At 70.5% G+C, this 14,662-nt stretch carries 13 protein-coding genes and 1 other RNA gene; 12 read left to right on the top strand and 2 right to left on the bottom strand.

Translation table 11 applies throughout. The annotated features are described in order from the left end of the window. Positions 1-101: 101 nt before the first annotated feature. The 3 genes from AB0K36_RS15175 (at position 102) to AB0K36_RS15165 (ending at position 3,506) form a co-directional block, all read left to right on the top strand. Positions 102-1,373 (top strand): serine/threonine-protein kinase, encoded by a 1,272-nt coding sequence (locus AB0K36_RS15175; RefSeq protein WP_364593503.1) that lies wholly within the window; start codon positions 102-104, stop codon positions 1,371-1,373. 61 nt (positions 1,374-1,434) lie between these two features. Beyond that, positions 1,435-2,541, top strand: coding sequence for a peptide chain release factor 2 (gene prfB / locus AB0K36_RS15170; RefSeq protein ID WP_364593500.1), 1,107 nt, complete (start codon positions 1,435-1,437; stop codon positions 2,539-2,541). A 269-nt stretch (positions 2,542-2,810) separates the two neighbouring features. Further along, positions 2,811-3,506 (top strand): LPXTG cell wall anchor domain-containing protein, encoded by a 696-nt coding sequence (locus AB0K36_RS15165; protein ID WP_364593497.1) that lies wholly within the window; start codon positions 2,811-2,813, stop codon positions 3,504-3,506. Positions 3,507-3,641: 135 nt separating this feature from the next. On the opposite strand, the gene AB0K36_RS15160 is transcribed toward AB0K36_RS15165, so the two are convergent. Beyond that, positions 3,642-3,827: a hypothetical protein gene (locus AB0K36_RS15160; RefSeq protein WP_159691530.1), complete on the bottom strand. Its 186-nt coding sequence runs from the start codon at positions 3,825-3,827 to the stop codon at positions 3,642-3,644. A 247-nt stretch (positions 3,828-4,074) separates the two neighbouring features. Here AB0K36_RS15160 and ftsE point away from each other — a divergent pair, with 247 nt between their 5' ends. The 5 genes from ftsE to ssrA all read left to right on the top strand — a co-directional run bounded on the left by ftsE (position 4,075) and on the right by ssrA (position 7,948). Continuing rightward, positions 4,075-4,764: a cell division ATP-binding protein FtsE gene (gene ftsE / locus AB0K36_RS15155; RefSeq protein ID WP_005316903.1), complete on the top strand. Its 690-nt coding sequence runs from the start codon at positions 4,075-4,077 to the stop codon at positions 4,762-4,764. Positions 4,765-4,796: 32 nt separating this feature from the next. Beyond that, positions 4,797-5,714 carry a permease-like cell division protein FtsX gene (gene ftsX / locus AB0K36_RS15150; protein WP_005316905.1) on the top strand — a complete coding sequence of 306 codons (918 nt, stop codon included), beginning with the start codon at positions 4,797-4,799 and terminating at the stop codon, positions 5,712-5,714. A gap of 67 nt (positions 5,715-5,781) precedes the next feature. Next, entirely contained in the window at positions 5,782-6,939 is a 1,158-nt protein-coding gene (locus tag AB0K36_RS15145) for a S41 family peptidase (RefSeq protein ID WP_364593492.1), read from the top strand. Positions 6,940-6,957: 18 nt separating this feature from the next. After that, positions 6,958-7,443: an SsrA-binding protein SmpB gene (gene smpB / locus AB0K36_RS15140; RefSeq protein WP_189467362.1), complete on the top strand. Its 486-nt coding sequence runs from the start codon at positions 6,958-6,960 to the stop codon at positions 7,441-7,443. A gap of 134 nt (positions 7,444-7,577) precedes the next feature. Then, positions 7,578-7,948, top strand: a transfer-messenger RNA (tmRNA) gene (gene ssrA / locus AB0K36_RS15135). A 27-nt stretch (positions 7,949-7,975) separates the two neighbouring features. On the opposite strand, the gene AB0K36_RS15130 is transcribed toward ssrA, so the two are convergent. After that, the gene (locus AB0K36_RS15130; RefSeq protein WP_364593488.1) at positions 7,976-9,382 is read right to left on the bottom strand and encodes an MFS transporter; all 1,407 of its coding nucleotides are present in this window, start codon (positions 9,380-9,382) and stop codon (positions 7,976-7,978) included. An 82-nt stretch (positions 9,383-9,464) separates the two neighbouring features. On the opposite strand from AB0K36_RS15130, the gene AB0K36_RS15125 reads away from it, so the two are divergent. The 4 genes from AB0K36_RS15125 to AB0K36_RS15110 all read left to right on the top strand — a co-directional run bounded on the left by AB0K36_RS15125 (position 9,465) and on the right by AB0K36_RS15110 (position 14,570). Beyond that, positions 9,465-10,430, top strand: a complete 966-nt coding sequence (locus AB0K36_RS15125; protein ID WP_364593485.1) for a LysR family transcriptional regulator — start codon at positions 9,465-9,467, stop codon at positions 10,428-10,430. 160 nt (positions 10,431-10,590) lie between these two features. Further along, the gene (locus tag AB0K36_RS15120; RefSeq protein ID WP_364593482.1) at positions 10,591-11,247 is read left to right on the top strand and encodes a hypothetical protein; all 657 of its coding nucleotides are present in this window, start codon (positions 10,591-10,593) and stop codon (positions 11,245-11,247) included. Positions 11,248-11,316: 69 nt separating this feature from the next. Then, positions 11,317-13,437 (top strand): bifunctional polysaccharide deacetylase/glycosyltransferase family 2 protein, encoded by a 2,121-nt coding sequence (locus AB0K36_RS15115; protein WP_364593587.1) that lies wholly within the window; start codon positions 11,317-11,319, stop codon positions 13,435-13,437. After that, complete coding sequence (locus AB0K36_RS15110) at positions 13,434-14,570, top strand: acyltransferase family protein (protein ID WP_364593479.1); 1,137 nt, start codon at positions 13,434-13,436, stop codon at positions 14,568-14,570. Before AB0K36_RS15115 ends, AB0K36_RS15110 begins: the two co-directional genes overlap by 4 nt. Positions 14,571-14,662 lie beyond the last annotated feature (92 nt).

Genomic DNA, 14,662 nt, shown 5'->3' with positions numbered 1-14,662 from the left:
TTATTTATCCCGCAGAAGTGGAGGTTGGTGTCATCCGGGGCACACAGGCCCCCGATGCCCGCGTACGTTGTGGGGCAACGCCAGCCGCTGAGGGAGCAGTCTTGGCACGGAATATCGGCAGCCGGTACACGGCCCACCAGATCCTGGGGCGGGGCAGCGCCGGCACGGTGTGGCTCGGCGAAGGACCCGAGGGGCCTGTCGCCATCAAGCTTCTTCGCGAGGACCTCGCGTCCGACCAGGAGCTGGTCGGACGCTTCGTCCAGGAGCGCACCGCCCTGCTCGGGCTCGACCACCCCAGGGTCGTCGGCGTCCGCGACCTCGTCGTCGACGGCAACGACCTGGCGCTGGTCATGCAGCTCGTACGCGGCACCGACCTGCGGACACGTCTCGACCGTGAGCGCCGGCTCGCGCCGGAGGCAGCCGTCGCGATCGTCGCCGACGTCGCCGACGGCCTGGCGGCGGCCCACGCGGCGGGCATCGTGCACCGGGACGTCAAGCCGGAGAACATCCTGCTCGACATGGAGGGCCCGCTCGGCCCGGCCGGCTCGCACCCCGCGCTCCTCACCGACTTCGGCGTCGCCAAACTGATCGACACACCGCGCCGCACCAAGGCCCAGCGGCCGGCCGGAAGCGGTGCGCCGAACCCCTCGGGCATCATCGGGACCCCCGACTACATCGCGCCCGAGATCGTCGAGGGTCTGCCGCCCCGCGCGGCGGTCGACATCTACGCCCTCGCCACGGTCCTCTACGAGGTCCTGGCCGGCTTCACCCCGTTCGGCGGCGGTCACCCCGGCGCGGTCCTGCGCCGCCACGTCACAGAGACCGTGGTGCCCCTGCCCGGCATCCCCGACGAGCTGTGGCAGCTCATCGTCCAGTGCCTGGCCAAGGCGCCCGCCTCCAGGCTCCGCGCCTCCGAGATGGCGGCCCGGCTGCACGACCTGCTGCCGACGCTGAAGGGCATGCCGCCCCTGGACGTCGACGAGCCCGACGCGGAGCCGGCCGCGGAACCCTACGAGGACGCCCTGCCGCCCACCCCCGGTGAGCCGCGACGCCGAGGCGCCGTCCCGCTCGTCCCCGGATCCGCCCCGGCCGACTCCAACCGGGACACCCACACCTCGATGCGCGTCCCCGCGCCGGACGAGCTCGCCGGCGGCGCGCACGGCACGGCGAGGGCACCGCGCGCCCCCGGCCAGCGGCGGCCGGGGTCGGCCCGCAACAGGTCGACCGCGGTCCGCAGGCGCCGGATCACTCTCGGTGTCGCCGCACTCGCCGTCGTCGCGGCGGTCGGCATCGGCGGCTGGCTGGCCGTGAGCGACGACGACGGCCAGGTACCGCCCCCGGATTTCCAGCAGTCGGCGCCCTCGGACCCCTAGGGCCACTGCCGGCCGTCCGGGGCCAGCACGGGTCCGGCCGCTCAGCCGTTACGCTGGACCCGTGGCAGTCGTCGATGTATCCGAAGAGCTGAAGTCCCTTTCCTCGACCATGGGGTCGATCGAGGCCGTTCTGGACCTCGACAGGATGAGGGCAGACATCGCCGTGCTCGAGGAGCAGGCGGCGGCACCGTCCCTGTGGGACGACCCCGAGGCGGCGCAGAAGATCACCAGCAAGCTTTCCCACCTCCAGGCCGAGGTCCGCAAGACGGAGGCGCTCCGCGGCCGGATCGACGACCTCGAGATCCTCTTCGAGCTCGCGGAGGCCGAGGACGACACGGACGCGCGGGCCGAGGCCGAGGCCGAGCTGGAGTCGGTGCGCAAGGCGCTGGACGAGATGGAGGTCCGCACCCTCCTGTCCGGCGAGTACGACGAGCGCGAGGCGCTGGTCAACATCCGCGCCGAGGCCGGCGGCGTCGACGCCGCGGACTTCGCGGAGCAGCTCCAGCGCATGTACCTGCGCTGGGCCGAGCGGCACAACTACGGCACCGAGGTCTACGAGACGTCGTACGCGGAGGAGGCCGGCATCAAGTCGACCACCTTCGTCGTCAAGGCGCCCTACGCGTACGGCACGCTCTCGGTCGAGCAGGGCACGCACCGGCTGGTGCGTATCTCGCCGTTCGACAACCAGGGCCGCCGTCAGACGTCCTTCGCGGGCGTCGAGGTGCTGCCGGTCGTCGAGAAGACCGATCACATCGAGATCGACGAGTCCGAGCTGCGCGTGGACGTGTACCGCGCGTCGGGCCCCGGCGGCCAGGGCGTCAACACCACCGACTCCGCGGTGCGGCTGACGCACATCCCGACCGGCATCGTGGTGTCCTGCCAGAACGAGCGCTCGCAGATCCAGAACAAGGCGAGCGCGATGAACGTCCTCCAGGCGAAGCTGCTCGAGCGCCGCCGCCAGGAGGAGCAGGCCAGGATGGACGCGCTCAAGGGTGACGGCGGCAACTCCTGGGGCAACCAGATGCGTTCGTACGTGCTGCACCCGTACCAGATGGTCAAGGACCTGCGGACCGACTTCGAAGTGGGCAATCCCCAGTCGGTACTTGACGGTGAGATCGACGGGTTCCTCGAAGCCGGAATTCGCTGGCGCAAGCAGCAGGCCAAGTAGCGAAGAGCTTTGTCGACAAGGGAACTGCCGCCCAGGGGGCGGCAGTTCCCTTTTATGTCACAGTTGCATCCCCGCAGGTCAGGCAACTGACAGCATTTCGGACATCGCGTCCGCTAACGACCTTGACGCCCTTGCCAGAACTGGGAAAGGTGGCACGCGGCATGCGTATTTCTGGGGCGTGTGCGAACGGGGGCAAGTGCAACGGCCCCTGAACCCGCTGCCCCTGACGCTGCTCCGACAACGAGATAGCTACTGGGGGTAGCAGCCAGATGACCAAGAAGACGCGGATCCGTGTCGCACGTATAGCCGCCGGCGCCGTGATCGCCGCGGGTGCGTCGCTGACCGCCGCAGGCGCCGCGAGCGCCGTCGGGATCGGGATCGACGTCGGCCCCGTCGAGGTGTCCGCCAACGCCGGCGAGGGCGGCATCGACGCCGGCATCGGCATCAAGGACGACTGCGAGATCGACCCGACGCTCTGCAGCACTCCGCCGGTCGACCCGCCGACGACCCCGCCGGTGGACCCGCCCACGACCCCGCCGGTCGACCCGCCGACCACGCCGCCGGTGGACCCGCCCACGACCCCGCCGGTCGACCCGCCGACCACGCCGCCGGTGGACCCGCCCACGACCCCGCCGGTCGACCCGGACCCGTCCGAGGACCCGACCGAGGACCCCGACCCGACGCCGAGCAACCCGGGCAACGGGAACGGCAATGGCAACGGTAACGACAACGACACCGACGGTGGCGTCATCGACGGTGACGCTCCGGTCGGCGGCGGTGACGGTACCGACACCGACAACGCCGGTTCCGAGCCGGTGCAGCAGGGTGAGGCCAAGGAGGAGCTGGCCGAGACCGGCGCCGCCGAGACCACCTTCCTGCTGCTGGGCGCCGCGACGATGATCGCCGGTGGCATCGGTTTCCGCATGCTGCCGCGCCTCGTCGGCGGCGGTCGCACCGTCGCCTGACCGGCACAGTGCGTAGTTGACAGGTGACAGCCGACGGCTGACACGGGAAGGGCCCGGAGTGCTCAGCACTCCGGGCCCTTCTGTCGATCTTCCGCTGGCCGTGCGGCAGTGAGGCCGTACGGCGCACGGGACGCGCTATACCGCCAGCAGGGCCACCGCGGCGACCAGGACCACCAGCAGGGCCAGCAGTGTCACCGGGCTCAGGCCGGCGAAGGGGCCGTCGCCCTGCTGCAGCCGCTCGCGATTCGCCCGGCACACCGGGCAACGGCCCTCGGCGACGGGCGCCGCGCAGTTGGCGCACACCAATCGGTCATAGGTCATGCGCTCTCCTCTCCCGCGCCGGGGCCGCAGGCGCGGACCGCAAGCACATTTCTCTCCGGACAACGCCCGGGGAAACGCGACTGTTCCCCTACCACTGTGCCAGCTCCCGCGCTTTTCGTCGCGGCCCGCCGGATTTGCCCCCGATCGATGAACGGACAAAATGCGCAAGTCAGGACGGGGACTGCGCGGCCGTGGCGCAGTCGCGTAAGGTCACGCTCACCTACTCCCGGCCGACCGTGGTGCACCCGTGATCCGATTCGACAACGTCTCCAAGACATACCCCAGGCAGAACCGACCTGCTCTGCGCGACGTCTCCCTCGAAATCGAGAAGGGCGAGTTCGTCTTCCTCGTGGGCTCTTCCGGTTCGGGCAAGTCGACGTTCCTGCGGCTGGTCCTGCGTGAGGAGCGCGCCAGTCAGGGCATGGTCCATGTTTTGGGCAAGGACCTGGCCCGGCTCTCCAACTGGAAGGTGCCGCAGATGCGCCGCCAGCTGGGCACCGTTTTCCAGGACTTCCGCCTCCTGCCCAACAAGACCGTCGCGGAGAACGTGGCGTTCGCCCAGGAGGTCATCGGCAAGCCGCGTGGCGAGATCCGCAAGGCCGTGCCCCAGGTGCTCGACCTCGTCGGGCTCGGCGGCAAGGAGGACCGGATGCCCGGTGAGCTGTCCGGTGGTGAGCAGCAGCGTGTGGCCATCGCCCGCGCCTTCGTCAACCGCCCCATGCTGCTCATCGCGGACGAGCCGACCGGAAACCTCGACCCGCAGACCTCTGTCGGCATCATGAAGCTGCTCGACAGGATCAACCGCACGGGCACCACGGTGATCATGGCGACCCACGACCAGAACATCGTCGACCAGATGCGCAAGCGCGTCATCGAGCTCGAGAAGGGCCGTCTCGTACGCGACCAGGCGCGCGGCGTCTACGGCTACCAGCACTGAGCCCGGACAGACTGAAAGGCTGAAAGCACGCCATGCGCGCCCAGTTCGTCATGTCGGAGATCGGCGTCGGTCTCCGCCGCAATCTCACGATGACCTTCGCGGTGATCGTCTCTGTAGCCCTCTCGCTCGCCCTGTTCGGCGGCGCGCTGCTCATGCGTGAGCAGGTCAGCACGATGAAGGACTTCTGGTACGACAAGGTCAACGTCTCCATCTTCCTCTGCAACAAGAACGACGCGGCGACCTCGCCCCAGTGCGCCAAGGGAGCCGTCACCACCGCGCAGAAGGAGCAGATCGAGGCCGATCTGAAGAAGATGGACGTCGTCGACGTGGTCCACCACGAGACTGCGGAACAGGCGTACAAGCACTACCGCGAGCAGTACGGCGACACCCCCATCGCGTCCACCATCACCCCGGACCAGATGCAGGAGTCGTTCCGGGTGAAGCTGGACGACCCGGAGAAGTACAAGGTCGTGGCGACCGCCTTCGCCGGACGGGACGGTGTGCAGTCCGTCCAGGACCAGCGCAACATCCTGGAGAACCTCTTCTCCCTGATGAACGGCATGAACGTGGCCGCCATCTTCGTGATGGGCCTGATGCTGATCATCGCGCTGATGCTCATCGTCAACACCGTGCGCGTCTCGGCGTTCAGCCGTCGGCGTGAGACCGGCATCATGCGGCTCGTCGGCGCCTCGAGCTTCTACATCCAGATGCCGTTCATCATGGAGGCCGCGTTCGCGGGCCTGTTGGGCGGTGCGGTCGCCTCCGTGATGCTGCTGGTGGGCCGTTATTTCCTCATCGACCACGGCCTGGCGCTCTCCGAGAAGATGCAGCTGGTCAACTTCATCGGCTGGGACGCCGTGATCACCAAGTTGCCGCTGGTATTGGCGATCGGGCTGCTGATGCCCGCTGTGGCTGCTTTCGTCGCATTGCGCAAGTACCTGAAGGTGTGACAAGCGCCCCGGGCGCCGTGCGGTCAACCTCCGTACGGCGCCCTTTGCTTGTCCTAGACTCGACGCCATGTCGGACCCCGAGTTCAGTCCCCGGCCCCACGGCATCCGCCGCGGGGCCGCGCTGACGTTGGCTTTCGGAGTCGTCCTCGCCACCGCCGCGGCCACCAACTGCCTGCCGCACGACAAGCCGGCCTCGCCCCGTCCGCTCTCCGCACAGGCCGCCGCCGCGACGGTGGACCGGGAGGACGTCGCCCGCGCCGCCGCGAGGGCGGCGGCGGAGGGGAAGTCGGGCACCAAGGCGGCGGAGGAGGTCGTCAGCCGCAGTGGCGACCGCTGGGGCGCCGTCTACGACAAGCGCGAGTACGAGGAGTTCGCCAAGGCGCTCGACGGGGAGTACACCGGCGTGGGCCTCGGTGCGAGACGCGCCGCGGACGGCCGGGTCGAGGTGGCCAGGGTGCAGCCGGGCAGCCCCGCGGAGCGGGCCGGGATAAAGGCCCGCGACCGGCTCCTCGCGATCGACGGCCGCGACACCGCCCGCCGGCCGGTCACCGAGGTCGTGGCCCTGCTCAGGGGCGCCGCAGGCACCGCTGTGACGGTGGACCTGGAACGCGACGGGCGCCGCTGGTCCGAGACCCTGACGCGCGCCCTGCTGACCACGGAGACGGTCACCGTCGACCGTCTCCCCGACGGCGCCGTGGTGATCAGGGTCTCCTCGTTCACCAAGGGCACCGGCGCGCGGGTGCGGAAGGCCGTGCGTGAGGCGCCCGCGGGCGCCGGGGTCCTGCTCGATCTGCGAGGCAACGACGGCGGCCTCGTCGCGGAGGCGGTCGCCGCGGCGTCGGCCTTCCTCGACGGCGGCCTCGTCGCCACGTACGACGTGCGCGGCGAGCAGCGCGCTCTCCACGCCGAGCAGGGCGGCGACACGGAACGGCCCGTCGTCACGCTCGTCGACGCCGGCACCATGAGCGCGGCCGAGCTCGTCACCGGAGCGCTCAAGGACCGTGGTCGTGCGGTCACGGTCGGTACACGGACGTTCGGCAAGGGCTCGGTGCAGATGCCGAGCCGGCTGCCCGACGGCTCGGTCGCCGAACTCACCGTCGGTCACTACCGCACCCCGTCCGGTCACAGTGTCGACGACAAGGGCATCACCCCGGACCTCGTGACGGCCGAAGGCGCCGAGAAAAGGGCCCGGACGGTATTGAGTGGCCTCGGGGGCGGGTCGTAGTGCGAAAATGTCGGCACTATGGCTAAGGAAACAGGGCGCAAACTGATCGCGCAGAACAAGAAGGCGCGGCACGACTACCACATTCTCGACACCTACGAGTGCGGTCTCGTGCTGATGGGCACCGAGGTGAAGTCGCTGCGCCAGGGCCGGGCCTCGCTCGCGGACGGCTTCGTCCAGATCGACGGCAACGAGGCATGGCTGCACAACGTCCACGTGCCGGAGTACAGCCAGGGCACCTGGACCAACCACAGCGCACGCCGCAAGCGCAAGCTGCTGATGCACCGGGAAGAGATCGACAAGCTGGAGTCGAAGTCGCAGGAGACGGGGCACACCATCGTGCCGCTGGCCCTGTACTTCAAGGACGGCCGGGCGAAGGTCGAGATCGCGCTGGCGAGGGGCAAGAAGGAGTACGACAAGCGCCAGACGCTCCGCGAGAAGCAGGACCGCCGCGAGGCGGACCGCGCGATGTCCGCCGTCCGCAGGAGGCAGCGGGCCGGCACGTGACCGGCACCGGCCGCAGCCGTGCGGAATAGGCTGGCACCGGCCCGTGTTGTTCACGTACGATGGCACCTGCCCCACCAAGCAGGGGCCGGGCCCGCAAGGGGCCTGAGCAGTGACAACTCAATAGTGGTCAACATGGGGATGATCGGTTTCGACAGCGGATGTCGAAGCAGGGGAAGCGTGTCGAGGAAGCGGCAATGATCTCGTAAACCATATGTCGCAACCAATAATCGCCAACACCAAGCGCGATTCCTTCGCCCTCGCTGCCTAAGTAGCGACTTTGCGAAGTGTCAGCCCGGGGCTGTTCCCGACCCGGATCCTGGCATCAGCTAGGGAACTAAACCTACGAGCCCGGTCACGGGGCGCGTAGGGAAATCAAACAGTGACTGAGCCCGTCGGAGACTTGTCCGCGTGATCTCCGGGGCTGAGAAAAGCGCAGCGGACTGCACACGGAGAAGCCCTGATTCTGCACCGTTGGACGCGGGTTCGATTCCCGCCATCTCCACTCATCCCATGTACGACGAAGGCTCGGCGGCTACGGCTTCCGGGCCTTTTTCGTGTTCTGGCCCGCTCCCCACGCCAGTACGAGCGCGAGGGCCGCGGCGCCCACCGGGATCGCGTAGCCCTGTGCCGCGCCCAGGTGCTCCACCACGTACCCGCCGCTCGCGGAGCCCGCCGCGACGCCGCCGAGCAGAGCGGTGACCGCGAGCGTCATGCCTTCGTTGATCTGTGCCTGCGGAGTCAGCCGCTGCACCATGGTCATCGCCGTCACCATCGTGGGGGCCGTCGCCATCCCGGCGACCAGCAGCGCGCCCGCCACCGCCGGGAGCGATCCGGTGCCCGCGGCGGCCAGCAGCGGCAGCGACATCAAGGCCGTCATCGCGGCGAGGCAGGTGGGCAGGCCCGCCGTACGCCGGGACCGGCCGTAGAGCAGGCCGGCGGCGCAGGAGCCCGCCGCCTGGAGCGCGAGGACCGGACCCGCGACCGGGCCGTCGGCGAAGGCGATGGTGACGACCTCCATCGAGCCGAAGACCGCGCCCGTGGCGAGGAGGACGACGAGCAGCGCGGGCATGCCGGCGGTACGCAGCGGCGAGCCGGCCGGGACCCGCGGGGCGACCGGCGGCTCGGTGGCGCGCCGGCTCGTGAAGATCAGCACACCCGTCAGCAGCAGGACCGCGCCCACCAGCGTGCCGGCCTCCGGGAAGAGCGCGGAGCAGAGGAACGCGGCCACAACGGGGCCGAGCATGAAGCAGAGTTCGTCGGCGGCCTGCTCGAACGAGTTCGCCGTGTGCAGCGCCGCCGCGTCACCCCGGTACAGGTGCGCCCAGCGGGCACGTGACATGCCGCCGGTGTTGGGGGTGGTGGCGGTCGCCGCGTAGGCGGCGAAGAGTGTCCAGTCGGGCGCGCCGAGGCGTACGCACAGCAGCAGGGCGAGCGATCCGAGGACGGCCAGGGCCGTGGCGGGGACGGCTATCCGCGCCTGCCCGTACCGGTCGACGAGCCGCGCGGTCCAGGGAGCGACCAGCGCGGTGGCGGCCAGGCCCGTCGCGGTGACGGCCCCGGCGAGGGCGTAGGAGCCGCGCGACCCGGCGATCATGATGACGGCGCTGACGCTGAACATCCCCATCGGGAGCCGCGCGACGAGGTTCCCGGCGGTGAACGCGCGGGTGCCGGGTACGGAGAACAGCCGCCGGTAAGGGCCCGGCGGCCGGACGGTCCCGGTGAAGGACGCCGGGCGCGACCCGGTGCGGCGGCGTGGCGCGAGCACCAGCGAGTCGCCGGTGACCGCGAGCAGCGGTGCGAGAGCCGTGTCCTCGACACGGGCTGCTCGGGACGCGGCTGCTCGGGACACGGCTGCTCGGGACGCGGCCGTAGGGGGACTGGCCGGAGGGGGCGTGGCCGGAGGCGGCGTGGCGGAACTCGGCAGGGCGGGACTGGGCATGGCTCCACCCTCGCCGCCGCCCCTGGGGCCGGTCCAACACCTGCTCGGTGGCCGTTCACGCACCTGTGTTGTTGAATGCGCTGTGCCCCGTGATCTGGAACCCCGGCTGCTCCGCGCCTTCGTCGCCGTCGCCGACGAACTGCACTTCACCCGCGCCGCCGCCCGTCTCTACGTCGCCCAGCAGGCCCTGAGCCGTGACATCAGGCGGCTGGAGAGGGAGTTGGGCGTCGGCCTGTTCGTCCGTACCACCCGGCAGGTCGCCCTCACGGCCGACGGCGAGCGGCTGCTGCCGTACGCCCGGCGGGTGCTCGAGACGCAGGACGAACTGCTCGCCGCCGCCTCCGGCGCCGCGCGGCCGCTGCTCGTCGACCTCAACAGCGCGGGCATGACCTCGGGCCGGATCCTGGAACGCGCCCGTGAACTGGCCCCCGACTGCGAGCTGATGGCCCGTTTCGAGAGCGGGCTCACCGGGGCGGCCGACGAGATCGCCGCGGGGCGCCTCGATGTCTCCTTCGGCCGGTTCGCCGGCCTGGACGCCGGCCGCCAGGCGTTGCTCGCCCAGCAGCCCGTCCGGTACGAGCCGATGGCGGTCCTGCTGCCCGACGACCATCCGCTGGCGGACTCCGACCGGATCGAGTTGAACGCACTCGCGGGTGAGACCGTATATGCCGGTGCGGGCAACCCTCGGACGCTGGAGTGGACGGAGCTGGCGCGGCTGCTCTTCGCGGGCCGCGGCATCGCCGTGGCGCCGCCGGCACCCATGGCCGTGGGGGTCGAGGAGTTCCGGCGGGTCATGGCGAAGACCCGCAACCCGGTCCTCGCGGTCGTGGGCTTTCCGGCCATGCCGGGGACGGTTCTTCGGCCGATAGTCGACCCCGTTCCGCTGTCGCCGCTGTCGATGGTCTGGCGTGCCGGGCTGCGGCATCCCGGCCTCGATGCGCTGCGGCGGGCGGCGGCCGAACTCGCCGCGCGCGAAGGGTGGCTGAAAAGGGTGCCCGACGGATGGTTGCCGGAACGTGATATGTCGCTGATGTGTGACAACCGCTGAGCGTGGCGCGCGACGTGCGGCAGGTTGCGCTACATTCATGGACCGGGTGAGTGAGTGGGATAGAAGCGCTCGGACAGCGGGTTGGGGACCCTAATTCGAACGCGGCCGGTCGGTTGTGCGCGCACCCGATTCCAGTCAGTGGGGGGATGTGCCACAAGCCATGGAAAATTGGCAAGAAGACGTCGGTACCGGTCACACGCACGAGCCGCACGAGGTGACGATTCAACTCGACGGCCTCGGGCGGAAGCTGCGCGACCTGCCGGTCGAGCCGATCGCCGCTCAGGACAGCGCCGAGGGGCCCGTCTTCGTCGACGAGAGCGGCCGCCGTAGCAAGAAGTTCCGCCGTATCGGCTGGGTCCTGGCCGCCGCCTGCGCCGTCTACGCGATCACGCTCGTCGCCGCCCTCCTCGGCGGCAACTCCAGCGCGCCGTGGATGCCGGGCCTCGGTTCGGTCGGCGAGAAGCAGCCCGAGCACGTCGAGATCCAGCCCGCACCCACCGACCTCGTGTCCACGGTGCCCACGCCGAACGCCCCGCCCGGCGTCCCCGCTCCCTCCGACTCCGCCGGTGCGGCTCTGCCGCTGCCGTCGGGCAGCGCGGGCGACGGCAGCGCGCTGCCGAACGTGCCGCCGCCCGCCTCCAAGTCCCCTTCCCCGCGGCAGCCGTCCCCGGGGACGGGTACCACCGGCCCGGTCGCGAGCCCCGACGCACCCCGCAGCGATTCCCCCGCCCCGGCCGTCAGCCCGCCTGTGGGCCCCGGCCCGTCGACGGCGCCCAGTGGTTCTCCCGATCAGCCCGTGCAAGAAGGCGCACTGTAGATGACCATCCCCGCATCAGGGGCTCCGCGACCGCGGAGCCCCAAGCGCGTCGTACGCCGCAGACTGCCCATGCGCTATCTGCTTCCCGTGCTCTTCCTCGTCGCGCTGCTCGCGATGCTGATGCTGCGCGGCTATGTGCACAGCGAGATCCTCGCCGACCACCGCGTCCGGCCGCCGGCCCCCACGGACCAGGTCCCCCAGCACATCCTCGACGGCGGCCCCGTCATCGACGCTCGGGACAAGCACGATCCCAAGGCGCTCAGCGTGCCCGACCAGCGGCTCGTGCTGACCTTCGACGACGGCCCGGACCCCGTCTGGACGCCGAAGGTCCTCGACGCTCTCGCCCGGTACGACGCGCACGCCGTCTTCTTCGTCACCGGCACCATGGCCTCGCGCCATCCGGACCTGGTTGAACGGATGGTGCGCGAGGGTCACGAGATCGGCCTGCACACCTTCAACCACCCGGACCTGTCCTTCCAGTCCACCGACCGCATCGACTGGGAGCTGTCGCAGAACCAGCTGGCGCTCGCCGGCGCCGCGGGCATCCGCACCTCGCTGTTCCGTCCGCCGTACTCCTCCTTCTCGGACGCCCTCGACAACGAGTCCTGGCCGGTCACCCAGTACATCGGCACCCGCGGCTACATCACGGCCTTCAACAACACCGACTCAGAGGACTGGAAGCGCCCCGGCGTCGACGCGATCATCGAGCGCGCCACGCCCAAGGGCACCCAGGGCTCCATCGTGCTGATGCACGACTCCGGCGGCGACCGCTCCCAGACGGTGGCGGCCCTCGAGCGCTTCCTGCCCGACATGAAGGAACGCGGCTACCGGTTCACCAACCTCACAGAGGCGCTCGGCGTGCCCAGCGCCCACAGCCCGGTCACCGGACCGGAGCTGTGGAAGGGCAAGGCCTTCGTCGGCGCCGTCGCCGTCTCGGAGAACACCACGGAGGTCATGGTCGTCGGGCTCGCCGTGATCGGCGTGCTGGTCTTCGCCCGCTTCGGACTGATGCTGATCCTGTCCTTCGCGCATGCCCGCAAGGTGCGCCGGAAGGGCTTCAGCTGGGGGCCTCCCATCACCCGGCCGGTGTCCGTGCTGGTCCCCGCCTACAACGAACGCGAGTGCATCGCCAACACGGTCCGCTCACTGATGGCGAGCGACCACCCCCTCGAGGTCATCGTCATCGACGACGGCTCCAGCGACGGCACCGCCGACATCGTCGAGGCGATGGGCCTGCGCGGCGTACGGGTCGTACGGCAGCCCAACTCGGGCAAGCCCGCCGCCCTCAACAACGGCATCCGGAACGCCCGCTACGAGATCGTCGTCATGATGGACGGCGACACCGTCTTCGAGCCGTCCACCGTCCGCGAGCTCGTGCAGCCCTTCGGCGACCCGCGCGTCGGCGCGGTGGCCGGCAACGCCAAGGTCGGCAACCGCGACACCCTCATCGGGGCCTGGCAGCACATCGAGTACGTGATGGGCTTCAACCTCGACCGCCGCATGTACGACCTGCTCGGCTGCATGCCCACCATCCCCGGCGCCGTCGGAGCCTTCCGCCGCACCGCGCTCGAGCGCGTCGGCGGCATGAGCGAGGACACCCTCGCCGAGGACACCGACATCACCATGGCCATGCACCGCGACGGCTGGAGGGTCGTCTACGCGGAGAAGGCACGCGCCTGGACCGAGGCCCCCGAGTCCGTGCAGCAGCTGTGGTCGCAGCGCTACCGCTGGAGCTACGGCACCATGCAGGCCATCTGGAAGCACCGCCGCGCCCTCGTCGAGAAGGGGCCCTCCGGCCGCTTCGGCCGGGTCGGCCTGCCGCTGGTCTCCCTGTTCATGGTGCTCGCCCCGCTGCTCGCGCCGCTGATCGACGTCTTCCTGCTGTACGGGCTGGTCTTCGGCCCCACCCAGAAGACCATCGCCGCGTGGCTGGGCGTACTGGCGATCCAGGCCGTCTGTGCCGCCTACGCCTTCCGGCTCGACAAGGAACGCATGGTCCACCTCGTCTCCCTGCCGCTCCAGCAGATCCTCTACCGCCAGCTGATGTACGTGGTCCTCCTCCAGTCCTGGATCACCGCCCTCACCGGCGGCCGGCTGCGCTGGCAGAAACTGCGGCGCACCGGGGCCGTCGAGGCCCCGGGAGTCGTCCAGCAGCGGCAGCGCGCCGGGGAGCGGAGGCCCGTCGCATGACCCCTTACACCGCACCGCAGACGGTGCCGCCGCAGTCGGGGGGCACCTCTCCGGTGCCCGCGGGGGGCCGGGACCGCTACTTCGACCTGCTCCGGGCGATCGCCCTGTTCCGGGTCGTGCTCTACCACCTGGTGGGCTGGGCCTGGCTGCCGCTCGTCTTCCCGTCCATGGGCGTGATGTTCGCCCTCGCCGGGTCACTGATGGCACGCTCCCTCGCCCGGCCGGCGTTCCAGGTGATCCGCGGCCGGGTACGGCGGCTGCTGCCGCCGCTGTGGGTGCTCGGAGCCGCTGGGATCACCGCGATGCTCGTCGAGGGATGGCGCCCCGGCCCCTCCGCGGTCTTCTGGCTCCTGCCGTTGAGCGACCCGCCGTTCCTCGCCGCCGGCTGGGCCGGCGACCTGGCCGAACCGCTCTGGTACCTGCGCGCGTATCTCTGGTTCGTACTCCTGTCACCGCTGCTGCTGCGCTGCCTGCGCAAGCTGCCGTGGGCCACCCTCGCCGCGCCGCTCGCCCTGTCCTTCGGGCTGGCCGCCGGCTATCTCTCCATGCCGGAACGCATCGACTCGGCGCTCACCGACTTCAGCACCTTCGGCGCCTGCTGGATCCTCGGCATGGCCCGCCAGGAAGGCATCCTGGCCCGCCTGCCGCGCTACCTCGTCCCCTCCGTCGCGCCCTTCGTCATGCTGGCCGGTATCTGGTGGGCCCGCCGCGACGGCTTCGGCTCGGGCGCCGAGCTCGACGGCATCCCGCCGGCCGACGCCCTCTGGTCGCTCGGCGCGGTGATGATGCTGCTGCACTTCAGCCCGTCGTGGCAGTCGTGGCCGCCGAAGCTGCGGCAATGGGACAGCGTGATCACCCTGCTCAACGCGCGGGCGGTGACCGTCTACCTCTGGCACAACGTGTGCATCCTCGGCGCGGCGGCGCTGTGGGACGTCATGTGGGACGTCGACCTGCTCGCGGAGCACGTCCCCTGGCTGCTGGAGAGCTGGGTGCCGGTGCTGCTGCTCGCCTGGGCGCTGATCGCCGGGTGCATCCTGGTCTTCGGCTGGGCCGAGGACCTTGCCGCCAAGCGCCGCCCGCGGCTGTGGCCCAACGGAGAGCCCCGGCGCCGCTCCCGCTCACACACCGCCTGACCGACGGGTGAGAGCAAGGTTTCGCGCCGGTCACCTCCTGGCACCGGCCTGAAACCCGCCGTCCATAACGTCGCTTCCACGATCGGAAACAG

The organism is Streptomyces kurssanovii (assembly GCF_040677245.1).
GTDB lineage: Bacteria > Actinomycetota > Actinomycetes > Streptomycetales > Streptomycetaceae > Streptomyces > Streptomyces kurssanovii.
This window is presented reverse-complemented; position numbering and strand designations above follow the sequence as displayed.